Source organism: Frankia alni ACN14a (assembly GCF_000058485.1).
GTDB classification, from domain to species: Bacteria; Actinomycetota; Actinomycetes; order Frankiales; family Frankiaceae; genus Frankia; species Frankia alni.
Window position 1 is genome coordinate 3,939,085 of the sequence record NC_008278.1, and the last position, 20,147, is coordinate 3,959,231.

Annotated in this window: 22 protein-coding genes; 8 read left to right on the forward strand and 14 right to left on the reverse strand. The window is 71.8% G+C overall.

What is annotated here, in order from left to right; translation table 11 throughout:
* Window positions 1–271 precede the first annotated feature (271 nt).
* Window positions 272–1,483, reverse strand: coding sequence for a beta-ketoacyl-[acyl-carrier-protein] synthase family protein (locus tag FRAAL_RS15960; RefSeq protein WP_041939377.1), 1,212 nt, complete (start codon window positions 1,481–1,483; stop codon window positions 272–274).
* A 388-nt stretch (window positions 1,484–1,871) separates the two neighbouring features.
* Window positions 1,872–2,507, reverse strand: a complete 636-nt coding sequence (locus tag FRAAL_RS15965; protein ID WP_011604792.1) for a TetR/AcrR family transcriptional regulator — start codon at window positions 2,505–2,507, stop codon at window positions 1,872–1,874.
* 97 nt (window positions 2,508–2,604) lie between these two features.
* Here FRAAL_RS15965 and FRAAL_RS15970 point away from each other — a divergent pair, with 97 nt between their 5' ends.
* From FRAAL_RS15970 to FRAAL_RS33085, 3 genes are all read left to right on the forward strand, one after another.
* The gene (locus FRAAL_RS15970) at window positions 2,605–2,829 is read left to right on the forward strand and encodes a hypothetical protein (protein WP_011604793.1); all 225 of its coding nucleotides are present in this window, start codon (window positions 2,605–2,607) and stop codon (window positions 2,827–2,829) included.
* 183 nt (window positions 2,830–3,012) lie between these two features.
* Entirely contained in the window at window positions 3,013–3,168 is a 156-nt protein-coding gene (locus FRAAL_RS15975; protein WP_011604794.1) for a transposase, read from the forward strand.
* A 1,083-nt stretch (window positions 3,169–4,251) separates the two neighbouring features.
* Window positions 4,252–4,647 carry a hypothetical protein gene (locus FRAAL_RS33085; protein ID WP_157734401.1) on the forward strand — a complete coding sequence of 132 codons (396 nt, stop codon included), beginning with the start codon at window positions 4,252–4,254 and terminating at the stop codon, window positions 4,645–4,647.
* A 239-nt stretch (window positions 4,648–4,886) separates the two neighbouring features.
* Here FRAAL_RS33085 and FRAAL_RS15980 read toward each other — a convergent pair whose 3' ends face one another.
* From FRAAL_RS15980 to FRAAL_RS15990, 3 genes are read right to left on the reverse strand one after another with little or no spacing between them, the layout of a single operon-like run.
* Window positions 4,887–7,172, reverse strand: a complete 2,286-nt coding sequence (locus tag FRAAL_RS15980; RefSeq protein WP_011604797.1) for an FtsX-like permease family protein — start codon at window positions 7,170–7,172, stop codon at window positions 4,887–4,889.
* Window positions 7,169–7,921 carry an ABC transporter ATP-binding protein gene (locus FRAAL_RS15985; RefSeq protein WP_011604798.1) on the reverse strand — a complete coding sequence of 251 codons (753 nt, stop codon included), beginning with the start codon at window positions 7,919–7,921 and terminating at the stop codon, window positions 7,169–7,171. The genes FRAAL_RS15980 and FRAAL_RS15985 overlap by 4 nt, the downstream gene beginning before the upstream one ends.
* Window positions 7,918–8,442, reverse strand: coding sequence for a PadR family transcriptional regulator (locus FRAAL_RS15990; protein WP_011604799.1), 525 nt, complete (start codon window positions 8,440–8,442; stop codon window positions 7,918–7,920). Before FRAAL_RS15990 ends, FRAAL_RS15985 begins: the two co-directional genes overlap by 4 nt.
* A gap of 133 nt (window positions 8,443–8,575) precedes the next feature.
* Between FRAAL_RS15990 and FRAAL_RS15995 the strand changes: the two genes are divergently transcribed.
* The gene (locus FRAAL_RS15995) at window positions 8,576–9,811 is read left to right on the forward strand and encodes an epoxide hydrolase family protein (RefSeq protein WP_011604800.1); all 1,236 of its coding nucleotides are present in this window, start codon (window positions 8,576–8,578) and stop codon (window positions 9,809–9,811) included.
* A 23-nt stretch (window positions 9,812–9,834) separates the two neighbouring features.
* Here the strand turns inward: FRAAL_RS15995 and FRAAL_RS16000 are convergent, their stop codons facing one another.
* A complete protein-coding gene (locus FRAAL_RS16000; protein ID WP_110431406.1) occupies window positions 9,835–10,326 on the reverse strand; it encodes a TIGR03618 family F420-dependent PPOX class oxidoreductase in 492 nt (163 codons plus the stop codon).
* A gap of 179 nt (window positions 10,327–10,505) precedes the next feature.
* On the opposite strand from FRAAL_RS16000, the gene FRAAL_RS16005 reads away from it, so the two are divergent.
* Together FRAAL_RS16005 and FRAAL_RS16010 are read left to right on the forward strand one after the other, a co-directional pair.
* Complete coding sequence (locus tag FRAAL_RS16005; RefSeq protein ID WP_083866809.1) at window positions 10,506–11,204, forward strand: MOSC domain-containing protein; 699 nt, start codon at window positions 10,506–10,508, stop codon at window positions 11,202–11,204.
* A gap of 158 nt (window positions 11,205–11,362) precedes the next feature.
* A complete protein-coding gene (locus FRAAL_RS16010; protein WP_041940604.1) occupies window positions 11,363–12,250 on the forward strand; it encodes a hypothetical protein in 888 nt (295 codons plus the stop codon).
* Between the two features lie 102 nt (window positions 12,251–12,352).
* Here FRAAL_RS16010 and FRAAL_RS16015 read toward each other — a convergent pair whose 3' ends face one another.
* Window positions 12,353–13,804 carry an amidase gene (locus FRAAL_RS16015; protein WP_011604804.1) on the reverse strand — a complete coding sequence of 484 codons (1,452 nt, stop codon included), beginning with the start codon at window positions 13,802–13,804 and terminating at the stop codon, window positions 12,353–12,355.
* Between the two features lie 179 nt (window positions 13,805–13,983).
* On the opposite strand from FRAAL_RS16015, the gene FRAAL_RS16020 reads away from it, so the two are divergent.
* Window positions 13,984–14,820, forward strand: a complete 837-nt coding sequence (locus tag FRAAL_RS16020) for an SDR family oxidoreductase (protein ID WP_157734400.1) — start codon at window positions 13,984–13,986, stop codon at window positions 14,818–14,820.
* Between the two features lie 35 nt (window positions 14,821–14,855).
* Here FRAAL_RS16020 and FRAAL_RS16025 read toward each other — a convergent pair whose 3' ends face one another.
* The 7 genes from FRAAL_RS16025 to FRAAL_RS16055 all read right to left on the reverse strand — a co-directional run bounded on the left by FRAAL_RS16025 (window position 14,856) and on the right by FRAAL_RS16055 (window position 19,553).
* Complete coding sequence (locus tag FRAAL_RS16025; RefSeq protein ID WP_231861022.1) at window positions 14,856–15,131, reverse strand: streptomycin-6-phosphate phosphatase; 276 nt, start codon at window positions 15,129–15,131, stop codon at window positions 14,856–14,858.
* Window positions 15,132–15,290: 159 nt separating this feature from the next.
* Window positions 15,291–15,890 (reverse strand): hypothetical protein, encoded by a 600-nt coding sequence (locus FRAAL_RS16030; RefSeq protein ID WP_011604808.1) that lies wholly within the window; start codon window positions 15,888–15,890, stop codon window positions 15,291–15,293.
* Window positions 15,891–15,892: 2 nt separating this feature from the next.
* Window positions 15,893–16,351, reverse strand: a complete 459-nt coding sequence (locus tag FRAAL_RS16035; RefSeq protein WP_011604809.1) for a PadR family transcriptional regulator — start codon at window positions 16,349–16,351, stop codon at window positions 15,893–15,895.
* A gap of 118 nt (window positions 16,352–16,469) precedes the next feature.
* Entirely contained in the window at window positions 16,470–16,676 is a 207-nt protein-coding gene (locus FRAAL_RS16040; RefSeq protein WP_011604811.1) for a hypothetical protein, read from the reverse strand.
* A 295-nt stretch (window positions 16,677–16,971) separates the two neighbouring features.
* Complete coding sequence (locus tag FRAAL_RS16045; RefSeq protein ID WP_050997143.1) at window positions 16,972–18,120, reverse strand: HAF repeat-containing protein; 1,149 nt, start codon at window positions 18,118–18,120, stop codon at window positions 16,972–16,974.
* 279 nt (window positions 18,121–18,399) lie between these two features.
* The gene (locus FRAAL_RS16050) at window positions 18,400–19,107 is read right to left on the reverse strand and encodes a nucleoside/nucleotide kinase family protein (RefSeq protein WP_011604813.1); all 708 of its coding nucleotides are present in this window, start codon (window positions 19,105–19,107) and stop codon (window positions 18,400–18,402) included.
* Window positions 19,104–19,553 (reverse strand): hypothetical protein, encoded by a 450-nt coding sequence (locus FRAAL_RS16055; protein WP_231861023.1) that lies wholly within the window; start codon window positions 19,551–19,553, stop codon window positions 19,104–19,106. Before FRAAL_RS16055 ends, FRAAL_RS16050 begins: the two co-directional genes overlap by 4 nt.
* Window positions 19,554–19,736: 183 nt before the next feature.
* On the opposite strand from FRAAL_RS16055, the gene FRAAL_RS16060 reads away from it, so the two are divergent.
* Window positions 19,737–20,123, forward strand: a complete 387-nt coding sequence (locus FRAAL_RS16060) for a DUF4158 domain-containing protein (protein ID WP_063822640.1) — start codon at window positions 19,737–19,739, stop codon at window positions 20,121–20,123.
* Window positions 20,124–20,147 lie beyond the last annotated feature (24 nt).

Consider the following 20,147-nt stretch of genomic DNA (forward strand, 5'->3'; position numbering starts at 1 on the left):
GGCGGCCGAAGCAAGGCTCGGCGGCCGGCGCGGGCCGCGTTCGCGCAACGCCCTGGAGCTGTGCGGCGGGTCGCGGCGTGCGGTGCGCGGGATCGGGGGCAGGGAAGGCGCACGGCACGCCGCAACGGACCCGTCGGCACCGTGACCGGTGGGACGGACGGCGGGGGCGGGGGCGGCGTCGTGGCGCGGCCGGCCCCGATGGTCGTTCGGCGGTGCTGGGTCACGCGGCAGTGCGGGTCACGCGGCAGTGCGGGTCGGACGGCGGTGCGGGTCAGGCGGCGGTGAAGACGAGGGTGGCGTTGTGGCCGCCGAAGCCGAACGCGTTGGCGACGGCGGCGTGGACGGTGTCGTGGCGGGCGGTGCCGGTGACCACGTCGAGTTTGATCGCCGGATCGAGGCGGTCGAGGTTGCGCACGGGGGGGATCGCGCCGTCGCGCAGGGCGCAGATCGCCGCGATCGCCCCGATGGCGCCGGCGGCGCCGAGGGTGTGACCGGTCATCGACTTCGTCGCGGTGACCGCCGGGTGGGTGCCGATGGTCTCGGCGATCGCCTCGGCCTCCAGCGGGTCGCCGACCGGGGTGGAGGTGGCGTGGGCGTGCACGAGGCCGATGTCGGTGGGCACGACGCCCGCGCGGGCCAGGGCGGTGCTGATGGCGCGGGACTGTCCGGCGGGGTCGGCGGTGACGATGTCGAGGGCGTCGGAGTTGACCGCGGCGCCGGCGGCGACGGCGTGCACCCGGGCGCCGCGGGCGGCGGCGAAGGAGGCCCGTTCGAGGACGACGATGCCGGCGCCCTCACCGAGGACGAAGCCGTCGCGGTCGGCGTCGAAGGGGCGGGAGGCGGCCGCGGGATCGTCGTGGCGGGTCGACAGCGCCCTCATCTGCGCGAACGCGGCCAACGGCAGGTTGTCGACGGCGGCCTCGACGCCGCCGGCGACGACGACGTCGGCGAGGTCGTGCTGGATCATCTCCATGCCGACGGCGATCGCCTCGGCGCCTGAGGCGCAGGCGCTGACCGGGGTGCGGGCGCCGGCGCGGGCGCCGAGGTCGATGCTGACCCAGGCGGCCGGCCCGTTGGCCATCAGCATGATGATCGCGTGGGGGGACATCTTGCGGGCGTTGCCGGCCTCGACGATGCGGTGCTGGCTGAGGGTGGAGGCCACCCCGCCGTAGCCCGTGCCGATGACGACGGCGAGGCGCTGCGGGTCGACGTCGGGCCGGCCGGCCTGCGCCCACGCCTCGCGGGCGGTGACGATCGCCATCTGCTCGCAGCGGTCGAGGCGGCGGCTTTCCTTGCGGGGCAGTGACGCCCCCGGGTCGACGGGAAGCCGGGCGGCGAGGCGGACGGGCAGGTCCGCCGCCCAGTCGTCCTCGAGGACAGTGACGCCGGAGCGGCCCGCAAGCAGCCCGCTCCACGTGGCGTCGAGGTCACCTCCGAGCGGGGTCATCGCGCCGATCCCCGTGACCACGATCTTCTCGTGCACCGCCCTGTCTCCCTTTCGCCGCGTGGTGGAGCGGGACGGCCGTGTCAAGGTCTCGCTCCGTTGTCGGGTTCACCTTCGCAGCCGCGCCGCGCCGCGCCCAGCACTGACGCTGCCGAGGTCGGAGGCCTGTCGTTGTGGCTTTCCGACAATGACGCCGGTGAGCACCGGCGTCGGCGGGGTCCTTCGCGGCGGTTGGTGCTGCCGGTCCGTGTCGTGCACGCTGTGTCCCGGGGCGGGTGAGCGCTGGTCCGCGTAGGACGGCGCGGGCGTGCGCGGCCCGTTCACGCGCGAAGACCCGCTCCATGTGGGCGAACAGGGCGACGGCGAGTTCGGCCCTGGGTGAGGTGTCGGTGGTGTCGATATGGATGACGTTGAGGAAAGATCCGGGTCAGGCCTCTGTCCGCTCCCAAACCGCGGACACCGGCGGCAGCGGAGGACCGTCGCTCCTCCAGGCCGCGAGGAAGGTGGCCACGAGCCGTGGCCACGCCTCTGTAGCCGTTTCGGCGTCAGCTGCGATGAGGCCGTTGACCGAGCGGAAGAGCATGAGCAGGTCGCTGCAGTGCATGTCCGGTCGCACAACCTTGGCGTCCAGTGCGTTCTGAACGATGGCCTGCAAGTCTCGGTAGGTCCGATCGAGGTCTTCTCGAAACGCGGCGGTGCCCAGCCCGGGCGAGGAGAGGACCTCGGCGAAGGCGCGATCGGCGATCTGGCGTTCCACCACGAAGTGGGTGTACGACGTCAGGGCCCCCCACGGGTCGTCCTGGGACCGGGCCAGTTCTGCTTCGGTCCGGGCGACGTACTCGGCCATCTGTTGCCCGAGGACGTCCGACGCGAGCTCGTCTCTGCTGCTGAAGCGCCGGTAGAGAGTCGCGCTTCCGACTCCGGCCGCTGCGGCCACGTCGTCCAGTGACACCGACAAGCCGTTCTTGGCCAGCAGCCGCGCCGCGGCAGCCAGGATGGCGGACCGGTTGCGTTCCGCGTCGGCCCGCAGCGGCTTGCTCGGGCTGCTGCTGCCAGTCGTCATGCGTTCATCCTAACCTAAACGGACGATCTTCCCCACTTCGCGGTAGCCTCCTATGTGGGGGAAGTTCCCCGCATAGGAGGGGAGCGATAGGAGGACTGTGCGCATCGACACCAGCGTGGAAGCCGCCGACGCGACCTCCCTGGTGATCGGGATGCCCCAGTACAACCGGGGACCGCTCTCGCAGCTCAGGGCATGGTTCGACCACATCATCGCCTCCCCGCTGGCCCGCGCCCCCCAGACGATGGCGCCGGGCCTGAGCCTCGACCACGAGGAGAGCCTCGCGAACATCTGGACCGACCGCCTCTTGGAGCGCACGAGCTGAGTGGGCTCGAAGCTCGAACGAGATCGATGAGCAGGCGCTGGGCGCGTCCGTAGTCCGCCCGGTTACGGCCGCCGAGGGTGAGGAACGCGATGAGCTGCCGCGTCACCGCAGGCCAGCGAGATCGTCGCCGTTTGCACCTGGTGCCACGTTCCTTACCGACATCCCAAAGCCGAGGCCTACCCGGTGCGCGAGGAGGACATGGCCAGGCTGTCGCCGTTCGTCAACCGGCACCTCGGAATGTATGGCACCTACAGCTTCGTCCTGCCGGACCTCGCGCAGGGAGCGATCCGCGAGCTGCGCGACCCCGATGCGCCGGATGACGATGAGGGCGACGTGTGAACCAGTTCGTGCGGGCAGCCGGGCAGGTGCCGTCCGGCCGCCGGCGTCCGCATCCGCACCCGGGGCAGGTCCGGCACTGGGTTGCCGACCGCCGCAGTGCTCGCGAGGCCGCGTAGAGCCTGAGTAGATCCCCATCGGGCTGATCCTGCTTGCGGGGAGAAGGTAGGCGCTCTCTCGTGGTGCCTGGGGTTGAGGAATGTTGTCCCTTCGCGCGCCGCCACTTCGTCACACCGAGTGATTATATATTCACTTGCCGGCTCGATATCTACCGTTAGGTATACATAACGCCTTGTGTTCTGTTGAACGTCAGCGGACTGCATGATATTCGGCGTCATTCGGTTGTCTGCGCGAGGCGGGTGAAGCCGCAGTTTCGCGGCTCCTCCCCTGAACAGGGGTAGGGGGCGGGTTAGACACACTCGGTGACGAGTTCGGCCTGAATCGGGCCCCCTGGGTTCGGTGGGCGGCCAGGCCGACGACCTAGTCGATCTCAAAGCCTTGAGCGGACGGTGAGATTTTCTCGCCCATCAGGCGATCGTTCCACTTTCAACTACACAACCGCCCGAAACCCCCGCGGTACGAAATTGACGAGGGTTTGTGCCACATGGATTGACCTGTTCCGCCATGGACCTCTTGGCTAGGGGTAGCCAACACCTTCCCAGTAGAAAGGTCTGTGCGTGTGAAAAGGCTTGCAGTATCCTTGGCGGCGCTTTTTCTGACGCTAGCCGCGACTCTTGTCGGGTCCGCTGGCACAGCATCCGCCATCGTTCCCGTTTCCACGCCAAGCTGCAAGAATAACCCGTCGTTCCCCGGAGACTCGGGAGTCATTCGTCTCGGCGAGACGGCCCAGGGAACCTTTGTTTGGACCGGAGCCATGACCCCGGTCTCGCGCGAACCGGGTTTCTATAAAATCTCGGTGTACGGGGGGAAGAGGGTGTTGGATGGGAAGAATGCACACTATCCCTACTTCCCGCACGGCTCCCTACCTGCGAAGCTCGCTTTTCCTGGTCGGCGGATGTCGATATCTGTTACCCTGACATCGGATAGTGGCAGTGTCTATCATTCGGTGCAAAATGGGTGTGTGATGTGACCAACTCTCTCGATCTAGCCAGAACGGCCACGGAATTTCTTATCGACAATTTGTCCGAGAACCTGCCGCATGGAATTTCGCTGATCTCGACTTCCGGTATCGATCTTGCGATTCAGGAAGGCGCTGAAGTCATTCCGTGTGTGGATCTGGGACTTATCTCTCACCCCGAGCACGCCGACGATTACGCCGACCTGATTCATGTCGCGCTAGACAGTATCCAGACCGCGGTGTCGAGGGTCACGAAACTCCCTTGGCCTCGGGTGGGAAAGTCCCTGGAGGTGGTAAACGCGTACAGCGTTGTAGCCGGGAGGTCAATCTCGTCCGGATATGGAACGATAGACAATCCACTACTTCCCTTGCGACCTCTCCCGCTGCCGAAGAATTTCGGCTGACCCTGGAAAGCGAATCTCATTGAGGTGTCACTGAGAAACGCATCGGAAGGCTGTGACCCGCGACGGTTCCTCGCGGGTCACAGCCCTGGCGCCTCAGCGCTGACCCGCTCACGACGCCTGACACCCGCGACCGGCAACAGCCAGCCGCAGAGGCAGACGATCTACCGTGTCGGAGCGCGGCGAAGCGGCGGGTGCGTGGCCGGTCAGACGCTTGCAGGTCCGGCCGCTTGCGTGGCCGGTCAGTCGCTGCGGGCGGCGGCGGGTCCGGTGATGCGGCGCAGCAGCGGGAGGGTCGAGGCGAGGACCGCGAGCGCGGCGAGCAGGCCGGCGGCGACGATGAGGTAGTACTCGCCCCCGGGTGGCTGAAGTGTCTCGTGCAGCTGGGAACGCAGGAACAGGCCCGCGGCGAGGAATCCGGTGGCGATCGACACGACGGTGAGGACCAGCAGCGGCAGCGCGCTTTCCAACACGATGACGCGGCGCAGCATCCCCAGGGGCGCGCCGGCGAGCCGCAGCAGGCTGAAGGGCCGTCGGCGGTCGTTGAGCCCGGCCACCACGCTGACGGCGAGGCTGCACCCGGCGATCGGCAGGCTGGTGAGGATCACGACGTTCGCCAGCTGCCGGTAGGCGGTGGTCAGCCGCAGGCCGCGGTCGAGGTCCTCGGCGATGGTGACCGACGGGTAGGAGAGGTAGGCGAGGTCGAGCACGGTGCGGGCCCGCTCGACCGCCGCCGGCCCGTCGGTGTCCACGGCGAGGGACTGGACCGGAAGGTGGCGCAGACCGTCGGGGGACAGGGCCGCCGGCCCGACCGTCCCGGCGTGGTCGCCGAACCTGGCCTCGAAGTCGGTGCTGAGGGTGGCGGTGGTGGCCGGGTCCGATCCGGCCGCGCAGCGGCCGAGCGCCGGGGTGCCGGACAGCTCGGCGCAGGAGACGACGCCGATCAGCGGGTCGACGCGCCCCGCGCCGGGAGGCCGATGGATCACGGTCACGCCGCGCACGCCGGGGACCCGGCGCAGATCGCCCAGCAGGGAGGCCGGGATCGAGGCGATGTCCTGCGGTCCTGCGGGGGTGTAGGTGGTGAAGCGGTCGATGAGGGTGTGGCGTTGCGCCGGGCCACGCGCGGCGGCGTGGTCGCGCGTGCCGGTGGTGCCGTAGGCGTTGATCGTGGTGATGATTCCGACGGCGACGCTGGTGACGAACAGGGCCAGGGCGAGACCGGCGACGGCGCGGAAGCCTGCCTGCGGGTTGTCGGCCAGGCGGCGCCCGGCGATGAGCGCGGCGGGTCGCCGGGTGCGCCGGGCCACCAGGCGGGCCCCGGCGAGGGTCAGCCACGGCCCGACGACGATCAGCCCGATCATGGTCAGCAGGATCCCGGACAGGTAGGCCCGGACCTGCCCGGCGGTGCCGGCGGGCTGGCCGGCGTGGACGAACCAGGCCAGTTCCCCCAGGCCCGCCAGCAGCGGCAGGATCCGCCATGCGCGTGGCGGGCGGGCGGTCGTCTGCCGGGTGACGCCGAGCGGGGAGCGGGTCACCCGGCGCAGTGCCAGGCGGGCCGCCGCCGCGGCGGCGATCGGCACGCCGAGCGCGACCAGCACGACGTCGGGCAGGTTCAGCGACAGGTCGCCGGGGAAGAACGGTTCCCCGGTGAAGGGGATCGGTGCCAGCGCCGGGCGCAGCAGGACGAACAGTGCGAATCCGGCGGCGACGCCGCCGACGGCCGCGACACTCGACTCGACCGCGGCGATCACCGCGATCTGCCGCGGGGTCGCGCCGATCAGGCGCAGGGCGGCGAAGCGCTGCTCGCGGCGGGCCGCGGACAGCCGGGTCGCGGTCCCGATGAAGATCAGCACCGGGAACAGCAGGGCGGCGGTGACGACGGACAGGACGAGGTCGATGCCGCGGGCGTTGATGCCGACGTCGAGGCACTGCCCGCTGCAGGCACTGGGCGGGGTGGTGGCGATCGCGGTGACCCGGGCGGCCTGTGGTGTCCGCGCGAGCTGGTCGGCGCGGCGACCGACGACGATGATCAGCGAGTCCGGGGCCGGCAGCGCCGCGGGGCCGAGGGTGCCGACCTGCCGTCCCGGGTAGCGGGCGGCGAGTTGCGCGGGCGGGGTGGTGCGCAGCAGGGTGGCCAGCGCCGGGGAGGCGTAGAACTGGCCCGGGCCGGGCAGGCGGGACAGGCCCGGGGGCAGCGGTGCGTGCGGACCGGTGGGGGCGAGGTCGATCCGGCCGATCTGCCGGCCGTGGAATGCGTCGACGCTGAGCAGCCACCACAGCGGATCCGCCGCACGGCCGGCCGACGGTGTCGCCGCGTTCGCCGCGGTGCCGGTGCCGGTGCCGGTGGCGCTGGGGGTGCCGGTGGCGAGCCAGGAGTAGCGGGCGTTCTGGGCGTTGACGGCGTTGATCCCGGCGAGGGTGGCCAGCAGCAGGGCGACGCCGAGGGCGACGGCGGCGGCGATGAGCACGAGGCGCCCGGCCGTCTCCCGGCCGCCGCGCAGGGCCAGGCGCAGACCGAGCCGGATCACGACGCCACCGGCGCGGGCGTCGACGAGGTGACCCTGCCGTCGCGGACGATGATCTCGCGGTCGGCGTAGGCGGCCACCCGCGGCTCGTGGGTGACGAGGACGACGGTCGTGCCCTGCTCGCGGGCGGCGGCGACCAGCAGGTCCATGACGTGCTCGCCGGTCAGCGAGTCCAGCGCGCCCGTCGGCTCGTCGGCGAACAGGATCTCGGGGCGGGCGACCAGGGCGCGGGCCAGGGCGACGCGTTGCGCCTGCCCGCCGGAGAGCTCACCGCAGCGTCGGGTCCGGGTGTCGTCGAGGTCGAGCCGGGTGAACCAGCTCCGGGCGCGGGCCAGCGCCTCGGCGCGGGGGATGGCGCGCAGCAGCAGGGGCAGCGCGACGTTCTCCTCGGCGCTGAGCTCGCCGACGAGCTGGCCGAACTGGAACACGAACCCGAAGCGGTCGCGGCGCAGCGCGCTGCGGGCGTTCTCGCGCATCGTGTCCACCCGCCGCCCGTCGAACAGGATCGCGCCGCTGTCGGGGGTCAGGATGCCGGCCAGGCAGTGCAGCAGCGTCGACTTGCCCGAGCCGCTGGGCCCCATGACGGCCAGGATCTCCCCGGCGCACACGGTGACACTCGCGCCGCGCAGCGCCGGCGTCGGCCCGAACGCCAACGTCACCTCCCGCGCCTCGAGCAGCGGGCCGGCCGCCTCGGACCGCCCCCGACCGGCGGTTCCAGCGTTCGCAGCGGTTCCAGCGTTCGCAGCGGTCATGGGCGTACTACCGCGGCGAGCGCGTCTAGGCGGGCGGTGGTCAGCTCGATCCAGCGCAGGTCCGCCTCCAGGTGGAACAGGCCGTGGTCGGCCAGCAGCGCGTCGACGAGGCCGCCGGTGCGTTTGCGCGCGGTCAGCTCGCGCATTCGCTGCAGGTGGGCGGCGCGTTGGCGGTCCAGGTAGCCCGCGGCGGAGCGTCCCGACATCAGGGCCAGCACGACCTTGACGAACAGCACCGTCTGCAGGTGCGGTTCGGGTTCGACCGGTTCGTGCAGCCACGCCTCGACCTCGCTGACGCCCTGCTCGGTGATGACGTAGCGCTTGCGGTCGGGCCCGGCGCCGGGTTCGGCCTCGCCGACGAGGACCTTGCCGTCGCGGGCCAGCCGGCCGAGGGTGGCGTAGACCTGGCCGAACGGCAGCGGCTTGCCCCGGCCGAAGTAGGCGTCGTAGTCGCGTTTGAGGTCATAGCCGTGGCTCGGCTCTCGCTCGAGCAGGCCCAGCAGGGCCATGGGGACCGTCACACCCCCGTGTCTACATCGGGTGTATACCCGGGGTCAATAGAGGACCGACCCGATCGACGTCCACCGGCTCGCCACCGGGCCCTCCGACGTGCCGACGGCACCGCTTCCCGCTGCCCGGTAGGACAATCACGCCATGGCATCCCCGCACGCCTTCCCCCTGGAGCCCGCCCCGGTTCAGGTGTCCGACGAGGTCCTCGACGACCTGCGCGTCCGTCTCACACTGACCCGTGCGCCGGTGGACGAGGGGAACGAGGACTGGTCCTACGGCGTCCCGGCCAGCTATCTGCGTGAGCTGGTCGCCTACTGGCGCGACGGCTACGACTGGCGCAAGGCCGAAACCGCCATCAACGCCTACGAGCACTACCAGGTCAGCGTTACCGGTGTCCCGGTGCACTTCCTGCGCAGGGCCGGCCGCGGCCCCCGCCCGATTCCGTTGATCCTCACCCACGGCTGGCCGTGGACGTTCTGGCACTGGTCGAAGGTGATCGACCCGCTCGCCGACCCGGCCGCGTTCGGCGCCGACCCCGCCGACGCGTTCGACGTGATCGTGCCGTCCCTGCCCGGCTTCGGTTTCCCCGGCCCGCTCACCGGCTTTCCCGACGTCAACTTCTGGAAGGTCGCCGACCTCTGGCACACCCTGATGACCGAGACCCTGGGCTACGAGAAGTACGCCGCCGGGGGCTGCGACATCGGCGGGATCGTCGCAAGCCAGCTCGGCCACAAGTACGCCGACCACCTGTACGGCATCCACATCGGCTCCGGGCTGCCACTGGACTTCTTCACCGGCCCCCGCGCCTGGGACCTCGCCCGCAACCGGCCCCTCACCGACGACCAGCCCGCCGACGTCCGCGCCCGGATCATCGAGATGGACCGACGCTCGGCGTCCCACCTCGCGGTGCACATGCTCGACGGCGCCACCCTGGCCCACGGCCTCGCCGACTCACCCGCCGGACTGCTCGCCTGGCTGCTGGAACGCTGGAACGCCTGGAGCGACAACGGCGGCGACGTCGAGTCCGTCTTCACCAGGGACGACCTGCTCACCCACGCCACGATCTACTGGGTGAACAACTCCATCGCCACGTCGATGCGGTACTACGCCAACGCCAACCGCTACCCCTGGACCCCCGCCCACGACCGCACCCCCGTCGTGCAGGCCCCGGTCGGCCTCACCTTCGTCACCTACGAGAACCCGCCGGGCATCCACACCGCCGACGAGCGCGTCCAGGCGTTCACCACCGGCCCGCAGGCCGCCTGGTTCAACCACGTCAACGTCAACGCCCACGACCACGGCGGCCACTTCATCCCCTGGGAGAACCCCGACGCCTGGATCGGCGACCTGCGCCGCACCTTCCACAACCGCAGGCCCTGACCGACCCTGTGGGCTCGTGCGGGTCAGGGGCCGTAGATGCGGGTGGGGGTGAGGAACACCGCGGTGCGGCGCTGTTCGGCCATCACCCGGTCGTAGGTGTGCCAGTCGTCGTGGGTGCCGCCGGCGGCGAGGAAGACCTCGCGCAGCAGCAGCCGCAGCCGCACCGCGTCGACCCCCGGGCGGGGGTCGTCCGGGCCGATGATCTCGGCGACGCCCTCGACGGTGGCCCACCGCCACCCCGAGCGCACGGTGGCGCTGGCCTGCGGGCGGGCCCGCAGGTGGGCGAGCTTGACCGCGCCGTACGTCACGAACGCGACGACCTCGATGTCGGTCAGCGGATGGCGCATGAAGGCGATGTTGACGACGGATGCCTGGATGCCGCCGTCGTCGCGCAGCGTCGAGATGACGGCGAGGCCGCTCTCGGCGCGGCTGAGGGCGGCGGCGTCCTCGAAGCTGGTCACGGCTTGTTCGCCCTTCGTCGCGATGGCCCGGATCCGACCGTGCGGCCTCGTCACTGTCCGTCCTTGTGGTAACGATTTCCACCGTATAGCTCTGCCCGGGGTGACCGGTGTCGCTTGCAGGTCGCGGGGTGCGGGGTGCGGGTGGCGACGGCGGGCGGGATGTGCCGGTGCCTGCGGCGACGTAGAAACGCCCTGGTGGAAAGTTCCGCGGGGGGCGGGGTCGGGAGGCTGGGATGAGTGGTGCGCACGGCCCGATCGGTGGGGTGCGAGGCCCACGGGTGGTGTCGGTCAACGTGGGTCTACCCCGCGCCGTCCCCCGCGGCACCGGCGGCGACGGCGGCGAGGTGATGACGGCGATCTGGAAGGAGCCGGTGGCCGGGCGGATCGCGGTGCGCCGGCACAATCTCGACGGCGACCGGCAGGCCGACCTGGTCAACCACGGTGGTCCGGACAAGGCCGTCTACGCCTACACCCTGGAGGATCTCGCCTGGTGGGCGGGGGAGTTGGGCCGCGACGTGCCGGTGGGGGCGTTCGGGGAGAACCTGACCATCGCCGGGCTGGACGCGGCCGGGGTCGTCGTCGGCGAGGTGTGGTCGATCGGGTCGGCGCGGCTGCAGGTCGCCCAGCCGCGCATCCCGTGCTTCAAGCTCGGGATCCGCTTCGCCGATCGCAGCCTGCCGCGGCGGTTCGCCGCCGCCGGGCGGCCGGGGATCTACCTGCGGGTGCTCACCGAGGGAGAGCTGGGCGCCGGCGACGCCATCGACGTCACGCCGGGTGCGCCGACGGCGGTCGGGGTCAGCGCGCTCGCCCGCGCCTACCATGGGCACGATGCGGCGCTGGCCACGGCGGTGCTGGGCGCCCCCGACCTGCCGGCGTCCTGGTACGACTGGGCCCGCGAGCGCACGGCTCCGCCGCGCCGCCGCCGTTCCTGACGCCCGACGTCGGTCAGCCCCGCCCCGCCAGCGCCAAGCGTGACGGCTGCGGCGGTGACGCCCGTGACGGCGAACAATCGCGCACGGCGGCAAGGGTTCATCGGACATTCACGGTGACGATCCGCATTCCGCCTGGGCCGCAGGGGAATGTGTGGTCCATGCCTCTGACTTTGATCGCCGGAACCTTCCGGGTGGTGGGCGCCTCCCCGGACGGCGACTCGGTCCGCTTCTACCCGCACAACTCGCAGGCGTTCCGCCGGGCGGGCATCACGGTGAAGGCCAACCGGGCGGGTGGGGTGCAGCTTCGCCTGGACGCCATCGACGCGCTGGAGACGCACTACACCCCGCCGCACGGCCGGGAATGGCATCAGCGTGCCGAGTTCGGTCGCGGCGCCGGCGACGCCCTGCTGCACGAACTGGGGTTCACCGAGGTCACCCGCGACGCCCGCGGCACCGTCACCGCCGCCACCCCCACCCAGACCGACGGGTACATCCTGACCCGGTTCGCCGACAAGTACGGCCGCGCCGTGGCGATGGCCTTCGCCGGCGCGCCGCCGGCGGGGCAGACCGACGGCGCGGCGGTGTTCCTCGACGTCGACGGGCTGCACCGGTCGGTCAACCACCGGCTGCTGGCCGCCGGCTGGGTGTATCCGACGTTCTATTCGAAGCTGTACGTCGACCTGCGCGCCGATCTCGCCGCGACCACCACCGCGGTGCGCGCCGCGGCGAGCGGCCTCTGGAAACTCGACGCCACCACGTCCGGGTTCACCGTCACCTCCCGCGCGCAGCTCACCGATGATCTGGTCATCCTGCCGAAGCTGTTCCGCCGGCTGGCGGAGTACCTGACCCTGGATGAGACCGGCGGGGTGGATCTGGCCGGTTTCGCGGATTTCCTCGCTGCCGGCGACGACCGGCTGTTCACCGTTCCGGCGGGTCACGCCACCGCCCTGGACACCCTGGTCCGGGTGCGCACCGATCCCGCCAGCGGGCAGGAGAAGGTCACCCTGACCGTCCCCCCGGAGGACATCGTCTTCCTCGAGGCCTGACCGCTGCCGTGACGTCGCGGACGGCGGAGGTGGGGCGGGGACCGGACACCCACCGGAAGGGGGCCGTGGCGGGTGTTCCCGCCGGTACGCCCGACGTACGCCCTACGTCGGTGCCTGGAAGCCGCCGATCCTCTGCTCGAGCAGTTCGGCCAGCCGCAGCGGGGTGCGGTCCTCGAACATCGGGCCGATGAGCTGCACTCCCACCGGCAGGCCCACGGGGGACCGACCCGCGGGTATCGCGGTGGCCGGCAGGCCCGCCATGGTGGCCAGGCCGGCCAGGACGAGCTGGTCGAAGTACGGGTACTCGACGCCGTCGACGTCGATCCGGCGTTCCAGGGGATCGGGGTTGTGGTCGTGGCCGAACGCGGGAGTCGGCGTGATCGGACACACCACGGCGTCGAACTCGGCGAACAGCTGCCGCCAGCCGTGGCGGTGGAGCTCGCGACGGTTGTTCGCCTCGATCCAGTCGCGGTGGCTGAACACCATGGCGCGCAGCCGCGTCGCGTCGAGACTGCGGTCGTCCGCGCTCAGCCCGGCGGCGCGGGTCCGCAGCTGCTCGTACGCCTCGACGGGAAAACGCGCGACGGAACCCGAGAACAGCAACTGCGTGTAGAGCGTCGCGGCGTCGGTCAGATCGGGCAGCAGCGCCGTGTGCCGTTCGACGCGGGCTCCTGCGTCGACGAGCGCGTCGGCCACCCGGTGCACGCCCGCCCGCACGGCGGACCCGGTCGCCAGCAGCGGGTGCTCGTCGAGGACCAGGACCCGGAAGTCGGCGAGGCGCTCGTGGCGCGCGGGCGGCAGCGCCACGGTGTGCGCCACGCCGCCCGTCAGCGGGTCCGGTCCGGCCATGACGTCGAGCAGGAGGGCGAGGTCGCGGGCGGTGCGCGCCATCGGACCGACGACGGCGAGGTCGAGGTCGGTCGGCAGTGCCGGCGCGCCAGGCGCGACCATGCCGCGGGTTGCCGCCAGCCCGAGTGTCGGCTTGTGTGCGTAGACGCCGCAGAAATGGGCGGGGGTACGCAGCGAGCCGGCGAGGTCGGAGCCGATGGACAGCGCGCCGAACCCGCACGCCAGGGCCGCCGCCGACCCACCGGAGGAGCCGCCCGGCGTGCGACCGTGATCCCACGGGTTGTTGGTGGTGCCGTAGATCTCGTTGAAGCTCTGGATGTCCTGCAGCCCCACCGGGACGTTGGTCTTGCCGAGCACCACCGCGCCCGCGGCCTTGAGCCGCGACACCTGTACCGCGTCCTGGGCCGGCAGGTAGTTCGCGTGCTGCGGCATGCCCCAGGTCGTGGGCAGTCCGGCGATGTTGTAGGACTCCTTGACCGTCACCGGGATGCCGAGCAGCGGCCGGTCCTCGCCGCGGGCGCGCGCCTGGTCGGCGCCGCGCGCGGCGTCCCGCGCGCGGTCGAAGTCCGGCACGCAGATCGCGTTGATCACCTTGTCGTCCCGTTCGATACGGGCGATCGCCTCGTCGGTCAGCTCCGCCGAGGTCACGTCACCGGCACGCAGTGCGGCCGCGAGCCTTTCGGCCGACTGAAAACTCCATTCCATGATTCTGACGCTACCGGCCCCTGAAATAGGTCAGGAAATGCCGAGGCGCGCAACAGGGTCAGGCAAATTCCCCCCGGTTGTGACGGAGTTTCTTCCCATCCCGAGGGAAGTAGGCGACGCCGCGCCACCCGCGCGCCGATCCGTGGCGCGTAACCATCCCGGCACCGAGAATGACGATCATGTCTCTCGTCGAACCCGACCCGGTCCAGCCCCGCCACGAAGCGCTGCCGCTGCGCGGCAGGGCGGCGCTGGTCACCGGCGTCAGCCGACGTGCGGGCATCGGATACGCCACCGCCCGACGCCTCGCCGCCCTGGGCGCGACACTGTTCCTGCACCACTACACGCCGCACGACCGGGACCAGCCCTGGGGGGCCGATCCCGGCGGGCCCCAGGCGGTCATCGACGGTGTGGCCGCCGCCCGCGGCGACGGCCAGGCGGCCGTCCACCACCTGGAGCTCGACCTCGCCGTTGCCGAAGCACCCGAACAGGTGGTCAACAGTGCCCGCGACGCCGTCGGGCACCTCGACATCCTCGTGTGCAACCACGCTCGCAGCGGCGGTGACGGTCCGCTGGGCACCCTGGACGCCGCCATGCTCGACGCCCACTGGGCCGTCAACACCCGCTCGACCATTCTGCTGGCGCAGGCCTTCGCCGCGCAGCACGACGGCCGGCGAGGCGGACGGATCATCGTCATGACCTCGGGGCAGGACCTCGGACCGATGCGCGACGAGGTCGCCTACGCAGCCAGCAAGGGGGCCCTCGCGTCCATCACGCGCACCCTCGCGGACCATCTCGCCGACCAGGCCATCACCGTCAACGCGGTCAATCCGGGGCCCGTGGACACCGGCTACGCCGCACCCGAGCTCTACGCCGCCGTCCGCCGCCGATTCCCCCGGCAACGCTGGGGCACCCCGGACGACCCCGCCCGCCTCGTCGCCTGGCTCGCGACCGACGACGCCGCCTGGATCACCGGGCAGACCATCAACACCGAGGGCGGTTTCCGCCGCTCGGACTGACGTTTCCCACGACCTCGACCCCTGGAGTGCGACAGTTACGACGGGGAGGACCGCGCGGGCGGTTCCCCCTGCGTCGTGTCCGGCCCCCAGATCGCCGGCACCGGTGCGATGGCGGCGCCGCCGTATTCGATGCGCCAGGCGCGAGCCCGTGCGAACGCGGTCGCCTCGCGCACGGCCTGCGGCCGGGTCGGCCAGGTGCGCGCCTCGTGCGGATCGTCGGTCAGCCGCCAGCCGAGCTCGTCGGCGATGTAGCGATGCTCGCCGTCCCAGGCGACGTCGATGCGCCACCGTACGTCCTGCTCCACAGCCACCAGCACAGCACACGCACCCCCATCGTGTCGAACGCCCGTTCGACGCCCTGGTCCTGGGTTTGCTTTCGCGTCTGCACTGATTCTGCGCGGACCGCCCGGCGCGCCGCCAGCCCCCTGCCCGCGGGGAACGAACTCGAGCCGCGTATAGGGGTTCGGACGTCAGACCCGGCCGCCGTTTCCGTCCCCGTGGACGGCGGGTGGGGCCTCGACGGACAGGGGCGTGCCGGGGCGCTGGCGGGCGAACAGCAGCCGCCACATGCGCCCGGCGACGAAGGCCCCGCCGAGCATGAGCACGTAGACCAGCGGCGTCCACGCCCCACCGACCGAGGTGTGGGATCCGTGCTGGTAGGTGAAGGTGGCGTCGCTGGTCAGGTAGGGGACCCCCGCCCAGCGGAAGGTGCCGGTGGCGTCGGGCGTCGCGGTGATCCCGGCGTCGAAGGCGGTCCTGGCGACATAGTCGACCAGCATCATGACGCCCTCGACGACGAAGATCGTGACGGCGGCCGCAGTCCAGGACGGGCGGCGCGCCAGCTCGCCGTACTCGGCGGCGAGGTAGCCGGCGGCGAGGACACGCAGGTCCCCGAGCTGGCGCACGGCCTGGCGGGCGCCGACGTCCGCGGCCGCGGCATGCAGGTCGGCGCGCAGCTCCCGGCGCAGGGCGGTCCGGGAGCGGCGCGGCAGGTCCTGCAGCCGGGTGTTCATCGTCCACACGGTGCGTTCGATCCGCAGCCGGTCGAGGGTGCTCGGCGAGGTGGCCATCGTCAGGTGTCCTCCGTAACGGTGGGCGAGGCGCCGGTGGGCGGGGTGCCGGTGGGCGGGGCGGCCTCGGGCGGGATGGCGGTCGGTGGGGTGGCCGGCGACTCGGGCGGGGTGGCGCTGGGCGGATCGGGGAGGCTGCGGACCAGCACGGGGTGGACCACCGCGGCCAGCGACAACCAGCTTGCGGTGCCCTGCGCCAACGCCTGGGATCCGGCCGGAGTCGGCCGGTAGTACTTGCGGGCCGGCCCGGAGCGGGAGGCGACCAGCCGCCCGTGGAGCCGACCCTCACGTTCCAGGCGGGCCAGCGCCGGATAGACGCTGCCCTCGCCGATGTCGGTCAGCCCGAGCTCGCGCAGCCGCTGGACGACCTCGTAGCCGTAGGACTCCCGCTCGGCGAGCAGCCGCAGCAGCAGCAGCGACAGGACGCCCTTGAGCAGCTGAGGATCATGCGTCGGCGCCATGCGTCCAGACTAAGCCGGGTACCTTGCATTGTCTAGTAGTGGCGCCGCGAACAGGCACCGCGCTGCGGCGACCTGGACGTGCCGGGCCGACCCACCACCCGCATGCCCGGACGCAGCCCTACGCGGCGGTGTCCGCCGAGGCGGCGAGGATGCGCGAGGCGGCGCGGTGCGTGAGCCATCCAAGGCAGCCGCAGGCGAGGACGACGAAGGCGCCGACCGCCAGGACCGGATCGGACAGCAGGACGGCGCCCGCGGCGAGCACCAGCCCGAACGCGGTGAGCGTCCAGGCGGGAACGCGGTTCCACCAGACCGGGCGAAGGATCATCCGTGCCCATCCGTCGGCGGCCTCGGCGACCGTCTGGTCCGGGTGACGCCGGCCGCGTCCCGCGAGCTGAACGGCCTCGCGCCGTGATCGGCTCGCGATGGCGCGCCACGCCGCTGCCGTGGCCTTCCTCGTGGCGGGATCAGACATGTCCGGGGTCGTCACAGGGTCATGGTCGCAGGCACGCGACGCGGCGTGGTCGCCGCAGGGCAGGAGCAGGGGAAACCGGTTCCCGTCCGCCGGGGCGGGTGGGAGACGCTGAGGGCCCAGGGCAGAGGAAGCCCGGCGGTCGGGGCGCTCAGGGCCGGCCGATCCGCCAGATGATCGCGTGGTGGTGGGTGCTGTCGGGCACGTCGGCGCCGCCCACGACGAGCCCGGTGGTGTTGAGGTCGTAGGCCTCGCTCTCGGCCACGTCCGCGCCGCTGAGGTCGAGGATCGAGCCCTCGGACCAGCGGAACGCGTGAGTGCGCCCGTCGGGCAGCGTGGCCTTGCCGGCGACCTCACCGCGGCTGTTCAACGCCGCCGGCACGGTGTCACGGCCGCCCAGGCCACCCAGGTCCCCGCGTCGTCCGCCGCGCCAGAGGAAGCCGTGGGTGGCGGTGCCGTCGCTGCTGCTCACGAGGACCTCACCGCGGTCGTTGATCGCGATGGCCGTGCTGGTCGTGTCGCGGCGGGCCGTGCCGAGGTCGATCAGCCGCCCGTGGTCCCACAGGAACGCGTGTGAGGCGCCGCCGGCGGTGTCGCTGGTGCCGATCACCTGGCCGGCGTTGTTGATGTCGACGGCGTGGCTGTTACGGCCGCCCAGCGTGCCGAGATCGGTCAGCCGGCCCCTGCTCCAGAGAAACGCGTGGGTGTCCCCGTTGGCGAGGGTGCTCGACCCGACCACCTGGTTGCGATCGTTGATCCCGGCGGCGGAGCTCTGCGTGCCGCCGAGTGTCCCGACGTTCACCGCGGAATTGCCGAACCAGACGGCTCCTCCGCCGCGCACACCGTCGTTCACGGTGCTGAATCCGACGATGGTTCCCGCGGCGTTGATGTCGTCGGCGCCGCTGCGATATCCCCCCAGCTCGGGCCGGCCCCCCAGGTAGGGCAGGCCCGTTCCGTCCCGGTGCGCGGTGGTGTCGTAATGCTGCACGATGGTGCCCGTGACGGTCCCGGAGCCGTTGATGGCGTTCGCCGTGCCGCCGATGGCCTGCACCGTCCCCTGGCGCCAGATGAATCCGTGGTAGCCATAGGCCGGGTCGGGCCCGCCGCCGGCCACGACGCCCTGGTCGTTGACGACGGTGGCGTTGGAGCGCAGGAAGGCCCCGGCGGGCAGGCCGAGGTCGGTGACCTGCACCGGCGGCCGGGTCGCCGCGGTCGCCGGTGTGGCCGCGGTGGTCGCGGCCAGCGCAGCCGGGGCCGAGAGCAGGCCGCAGACACCCGCCACGGCAGCGGCGATCACCATCGGTGCACGCCCACGTGTCACGGACATTGTCGGCCCCTTCGAACCCGCGCACGACCGCCCGGCGCGACGGCCCCGAATGGTAGACGTCGTCGGCTCGACGGCGGCGTTCCCAGGCACTCGTCTGCGTGTTATCCGTCCTGTGCACGCAGCGCAAACACGGAAACAGGGAAACCGGCGTAGGAACCGGTACATTTCCCGCGGACTCTCGCGCGGAACGGGGCGAACAATGTGGATCGGAGAAGCACGGGGCGATGCGTTCCGCGCGCGCCCCGGCGCGGTTCAGGCGGGCCGGCGCGCAACAGGCCAGCGCAGCACGACGGGGTGGTCCGGGCGCTCGTTGTCGATCAGTACGTCGGCGTGGTCCCGGGGTGCGGCCTGGGCGTGGTAGAGCTCCTGCGCCGGCAGGTAGCGCGCCGCGTAACGCGTCCGGACGGCGGCGTCCGAGCCGAACAGCGTGACGTCGCGTCGCAGCGCGCGGCGCAGCGACTCGGCCGGGCTGATCTGGAGGAACAGGCCGAGATCCCAGCAGTCGCGCAGTTGCGCGCGCAGGAGGAACACACCGTCGACGACCAGCACGGCGTCGTCGGCCGCCCGCTGGACCGGCCGGTCCAGTGGGGTGTCGCCGCGGTGGTCGAAGCAGGCGTCGCGGTAGCGACGGTCACCGGTCGGCCCGAGCGGGTCGAGCAGCAGGCGCCGCAGGGCGGGGTAGTCGAACGCGTCGAGGAAGTATCCCTCGGCCGACATCGATCCTCGTCGCCGACGCACGTGGGTGGGCTGGTGGAAGCCGTCGACACCGGCGCGCACGACGGGTCGGCCCCGGCGGGTGACCGCGTCGGCGAGTTCGTCGGCCAACGTCGTCTTGCCCGCGGCGTCCGGTCCGTCGATCGCGACGCGTAGTACCCGGTCGGGGGCCGAGGTCACCAGCAGGTCGGCCAGGCGGCTCACGACGTGGCCGCGCAGCGGCGGCGGACCGGGCGCGGTGATCACGACGTTCGACCGTGGTGACGGATCGGCGGGACTGCGCGCTCGCCGTCGCTGTCGCCGTGCGAGCCCACACGCATCGCAGTCAGGTCGGCCAGTCGAGTTGGGAGTCGGGTATGCCCAGGGCGCGGCCGTGCTCCTCGGCTTCGGTGCGGCCCTGCGGGGTCACCGCGCGGGTAGCGGAAGACGCGACCGGGGAACGCGATGAGGCTCTCCTCGGCGGTGTGCAGGTCCACGTACCACCCGGACTCGTCCAGAACCTCGCTCAGCCGCGCGGACAGAGCCTCGGCCTGAGCGTCCGCGACGTCGAAGGAGATCAGCGTCCAGACGGGCGGCTGGTCGGCGGTGGCGTTTCCCGACGCCGATCGTTGGATCTTCCGCACGAGCAGCGGCAGGTCGTCCAGGACCGTTCCCACGCGCAGGCTCTCGGCGATCAGTACTCCGGTGGCCATCGGCAGCTCCCTCGCGGCAGGCAGGGCAGGCAGGTCGGGCACGGCGTTCGAGCCCATCCAGTGTAGGGAGCGACCGGGTCGCGGGTGTCGCAGGGACGGCCACGGTGGGCGACGCAACCAGGCTGAGATCACGATGTCGGACAGTGAGTGACTTGCTACGGCGACGACGGGGGACCGACAAGCGTGACAACGGATGACGAGGCGGCGGCGTACGGCCGGTACGCGGGAGCGCCCTCGCGGGCTGACCTGGAGCGTGTGTTCTTCGTCGATGACGAGGATCGGGCGCTGGTCGAGCGTCACCGTGGCGAGCACATGAAGCTCGGGTTCAGTCTCCACCTCGTCACGGTCCGCTGGGTGGGGATGTTCCTGGAAGACCCGCTCGACGTCCCGACCGCGGTGCTGGACTTCATGGCCGAGCAGCTCGGCGTGGCCGATCCCTCCTGCCCGAGCTCGCCGCCCTCCGCGAGCAGACCGCACGGCCCGCACCGCGCCCGGCGCCCCGCCGACACGACAGCGGCCCCGGTCCGGCATCCCACCAGCTCGATGCACTCTGGCGAGGAACCCGAGTGACTGCAATTGCTGTCCCGGCTGTAC

Bases quoted from the DNA above. Each gene is read 5' to 3' on its own strand.
- FRAAL_RS16035 (WP_011604809.1), bottom strand. From the start codon at position 16,351: ATGGCGCCGACGCATGATCCTCAGCTGCTCAAGGGCGTCCTGTCGCTG.
- FRAAL_RS16005 (WP_083866809.1), top strand. From the start codon at position 10,506: ATGAGTGGTGCGCACGGCCCGATCGGTGGGGTGCGAGGCCCACGGGTG.
- FRAAL_RS15995 (WP_011604800.1), top strand. From the start codon at position 8,576: ATGGCATCCCCGCACGCCTTCCCCCTGGAGCCCGCCCCGGTTCAGGTG.
- FRAAL_RS15965 (WP_011604792.1), bottom strand. From the start codon at position 2,507: ATGACGACTGGCAGCAGCAGCCCGAGCAAGCCGCTGCGGGCCGACGCG.
- FRAAL_RS16030 (WP_011604808.1), bottom strand. From the start codon at position 15,890: ATGGCCACCTCGCCGAGCACCCTCGACCGGCTGCGGATCGAACGCACC.
- FRAAL_RS16045 (WP_050997143.1), bottom strand. From the start codon at position 18,120: ATGGTGATCGCCGCTGCCGTGGCGGGTGTCTGCGGCCTGCTCTCGGCC.
- FRAAL_RS16020 (WP_157734400.1), top strand. From the start codon at position 13,984: ATGTCTCTCGTCGAACCCGACCCGGTCCAGCCCCGCCACGAAGCGCTG.
- FRAAL_RS15985 (WP_011604798.1), bottom strand. From the start codon at position 7,921: ATGACCGCTGCGAACGCTGGAACCGCTGCGAACGCTGGAACCGCCGGT.
- FRAAL_RS16040 (WP_011604811.1), bottom strand. From the start codon at position 16,676: ATGATCCTTCGCCCGGTCTGGTGGAACCGCGTTCCCGCCTGGACGCTC.
- FRAAL_RS16015 (WP_011604804.1), bottom strand. From the start codon at position 13,804: ATGGAATGGAGTTTTCAGTCGGCCGAAAGGCTCGCGGCCGCACTGCGT.
- FRAAL_RS16010 (WP_041940604.1), top strand. From the start codon at position 11,363: ATGCCTCTGACTTTGATCGCCGGAACCTTCCGGGTGGTGGGCGCCTCC.
- FRAAL_RS16055 (WP_231861023.1), bottom strand. From the start codon at position 19,553: ATGGCCACCGGAGTACTGATCGCCGAGAGCCTGCGCGTGGGAACGGTC.